We start from the raw sequence: 3,224 nt of genomic DNA, 5'->3' as shown, positions 1-3,224 counted from the left end.
GACCAGATCGAACGCGCCATCCGCGTACGGCACGGATTCGAAGCTGCCGTCTAGCACCTCGATGAGGTGGTCGAGACCCCGAGCGCGATTCATGTCGCGGTTGCGCGCGTTCTCTTTTTCGCTCAGGTTCAGCGCGGTCACACGGCAGCCGAAGCGGCCGGCGAGCCAGCGGGCCGCGCCCCCGTATCCAGCACCCATGTCGAGCACCCGCGTATCCGGTCCCGGACGCGGCACCAGCGCGGCCATACGTTCCACCGTTCGGCGGCTGGCGTCGGCGATCGCCTCGTGTGCGGTTTCATAGACGCCGATGTGGATGTCCTCTCCGCCCCACACGTGGAAATAGAAGTGATCGGCATCGTCACTGTTGTAGTAGGTGCGCGCGGTCTCGACAACCGTTGAGTACCCGGTGCTCACTGTGCTTCACCTCCTTCGACGTAACGCTTCTCCGCGACGTGGATGAAGAAGTCCGGCTCGTTGTCGTGATAGGTCTCCTTGAAGTCCCCGTAGGTCGTGACGCGCTGGAAACCGACCTCTCTGAGGATTCGCCGGACATAGCCCTTACGCAGCGGAAACATGTTGAGGTGGAAGACGTGGTCGCCCGGGAACTCGTAACGGAAGCGGGCCAGGGTCTCGTCGACGTGCTCCGGCTGGGCGCGGACGTTCTCGCCACAATAGTAATAGTTGTGTGAAGGCGCGATCTGATGATCGAGTAGGGCGTCGTAGTTGCGTTGGTCGAGGATCAGGACGCCGTCGTGACGCAGCGTGGCATAGAACTCCGCGAGCGCCTTGCGGCGGTCGTTCTCGTCGTGAAGATGGGTGAAGGAGTTGCCCAGGCAGATAACGGCATCGTAATAGTCGTGCACATCCCGGTTGAGCCATCGCCAGTCGGCCTGCACCGTTCGCAGGATCTTCTCGCGCCGGCGGGCGTTCTCGAATGCCTTGGCCAGCATGACCGGGTTGCCGTCGGCACTGGTGACCTCGAAACCGGCCTTCAGCAGCTGCACGGAGTGAAAGCCGGTCCCGGTCGCGACGTCCAGCACCTTGCGTGCACCGTGCTCGCGCAGCAGACGGATGAAAAAGTCTCCCTCGCTCTTGGCACGGCCGTCCCAATCGATCAGCTCATCCCATTTCTCGACGAAGGATTGGATATATTCGGCCTGGTAGTGATTGGTGTCGCGCACCCTGAGTGGGTTGTCCCCGTAGTCTTGCGTGGTTCGTTCGAGCTTCATGTCACCTCCTGTCTCCCGTGATCGGAAGGGTTGCGGTTGCAGAAGACGCCGGCGGATCAACGACGCAGGCCTTGTCGCCGCGCGAGCGTTACCTCCGCTTAGTGGGTCGCTTCCAGGCGGCAACCGCCTCCGGGTGTTCCGCCATCCAACGTTGGGCGTTCTTGAACGGGTTGGCGCGCCGCGCCTGGTTCAGGACCATGAGCTCGGCCATCTGGGCCGGGGTCCAGGCGAAGCTGTCCAGCAGGGCGTAGACCTCGGGCATGTCCTCCTGCAAACCACGACGCACGACGGTGTGGATCTCCTCCTCACCGCCATAGACGCCTTTGGGGTCATCGAGGTACTTGAGATCGTAGCGCGCGAACTTCCAATGAGGCGTCCAACCTGTAACGACGATCCACTCGCCCTTGCCGATCGCGTCGCCCAGCACCGCGGTCATGATGGGTCCCGTCCCCTCGACCAGCTTCATGTTGGTGAGCTGATACGCCTCGAGGACCTGCTCGGTCTTGCTCATCAGACCCGCCCCCGGATCGATCCCGATGATCTTGCCGCCGAACCGATCCGCCTGCGCGTTCAGGTCCTCGATCGAATCGATCGTGACATAGGCCGGCACGACCAGACCGATCCGGGTCCCGACCAGATTGGGCCCGAGGTCTTCGACCCGGTCGGCCACCTGCTCGAGATAATGCTTGTGGGTAGTCGGCAGCCAGGCCGCGACGGCACCGTCGACATCGCCGCTGCCCACCGCCTGCCACATGGCGGCGGCGGAAACGGGGGTGATCTTGACCTCGTATCCCATGTCCTCGAGCACCGCTTTGACCAGATTCGTGCTGGCCACCTCGCTGGACCATTCGACATAAGCCAGCTCGACCGCGCCCTTCTCCGCGGAGAAGGCTGGGGCCGCGGCGATCTGAAGGGCAGCGACAGCGGCAAAAAACAGTTTTTTTGTGATCATGGTCTTGACACCTCCTTCCTGCGTGTCCCGGATTGATCACGCATGGGCCGCGCTGCGTTTGCCGATCCCCTGCGTGATCCGATCGAGGAGCATGGCCAGGATGACCACCGCGATCCCCGCCTCGAAACCCATCCCTGCCTCATTGCGTTGAATCGCCCGCCAAACCTCGCCGCCCAACCCCTCTGCTCCGATCATGGCGGCGATCACGACCATCGAGAGGGCGAGCATGATGGTCTGATTGATCCCCGCCATGATGGTCGGAACCGCCAGTGGGAGCTGGACCTTGAGCAGCTTCTGGCGCCATGTCGCGCCGAAGGCGTCGGCGGCCTCCACCAGGTCCGCCGGGACCTGACGGATGCCGAGCGTCGTGAGGCGGATGGCCGGCGGCATCGCGAAGATGACGGTGGAAAAGATCGCCGCGACAGGCCCGAGCCCGAAGAAGGGGATCGCAGGGATCAGATAGACGAAGGCTGGCATCGTCTGCATGAAGTCGAGGACCGGGAAGATGAGCCGGTAAGCGGCGGGCGAAAGGGCGGCGAGCACGCCGAGCGGGGCCCCCAGGAGCACGGCGATCAGGGTCGCGATCAGCACCATGACGAGTGTCTGAAGGGTCGGCTCCCAAAGCCCCAAGTTCCAAAGCAGCGCCAGCCCGAGCAGGGCGAGGATCGCGGTGCGGACCCCGGCGAGCCGCCAGGCAAGGAGAGCGGTCAGTACGAGGGTGAGCCAGGGCGGCAGCCACATGAGAGCGTCGACGGCCCGCTCGATCCCGCCTTCCATGAGATCGGAGATGACCTTGGTTCCGCCGGCGAACTGCGCGGTCAAGCCATCCAAACCGGCGTCGATCCACTCGGCCAGAGGGAGTCGAGGAATCGCTGTCACCTCGCGCGCGCTCCGGGATCGCCGTTGACCGGCTCGGCCAGCCCTTGCAGGAGGGAGGCCCGCACGACGACCCCCTGCAGCCGACCGGCGTCATCCACGACCGGCGCCGGCAGCGTCGTCTCGGCGAGCAGGCCGAACAGATCGCGCACCGGTGTGTCAGCTCT

General features: G+C 64.2%; 4 protein-coding genes. All 4 read right to left on the bottom strand.

All coding sequences use genetic code 11. The annotated features are described in order from the left end of the window. A partial coding sequence (locus LJE61_RS04805; RefSeq protein WP_296917631.1) for an SAM-dependent methyltransferase occupies positions 1-414 on the bottom strand: 414 nt, incomplete at its 3' end. Then, positions 411-1,229: a glycine/sarcosine N-methyltransferase gene (locus tag LJE61_RS04800; RefSeq protein WP_296917630.1), complete on the bottom strand. Its 819-nt coding sequence runs from the start codon at positions 1,227-1,229 to the stop codon at positions 411-413. The genes LJE61_RS04805 and LJE61_RS04800, both read right to left, overlap by 4 nt. A gap of 88 nt (positions 1,230-1,317) precedes the next feature. After that, positions 1,318-2,181: a glycine betaine ABC transporter substrate-binding protein gene (locus LJE61_RS04795; protein ID WP_296917627.1), complete on the bottom strand. Its 864-nt coding sequence runs from the start codon at positions 2,179-2,181 to the stop codon at positions 1,318-1,320. 36 nt (positions 2,182-2,217) lie between these two features. Next, on the bottom strand, positions 2,218-3,060 hold the full coding sequence (locus tag LJE61_RS04790) for an ABC transporter permease (RefSeq protein ID WP_296917625.1): 843 nt from the start codon (positions 3,058-3,060) through the stop codon (positions 2,218-2,220). Between the last annotated feature and the right edge of the window lie 164 nt (positions 3,061-3,224).

This window comes from Thiocapsa sp. (assembly GCF_022340925.1).
Taxonomy (GTDB): Bacteria; Pseudomonadota; Gammaproteobacteria; order Chromatiales; family Chromatiaceae; genus Thiocapsa.
The sequence above is the reverse complement of the archived record's forward strand: the minus strand, read 5'-3'. Positions and strand labels throughout refer to the sequence as shown.

Coding starts and splice junctions, on each gene's coding strand:
- LJE61_RS04800 (WP_296917630.1), bottom strand. CDS start 1,229: ATGAAGCTCGAACGAACCACGCAAGACTACGGGGACAACCCACTCAGG.
- LJE61_RS04795 (WP_296917627.1), bottom strand. CDS start 2,181: ATGATCACAAAAAAACTGTTTTTTGCCGCTGTCGCTGCCCTTCAGATC.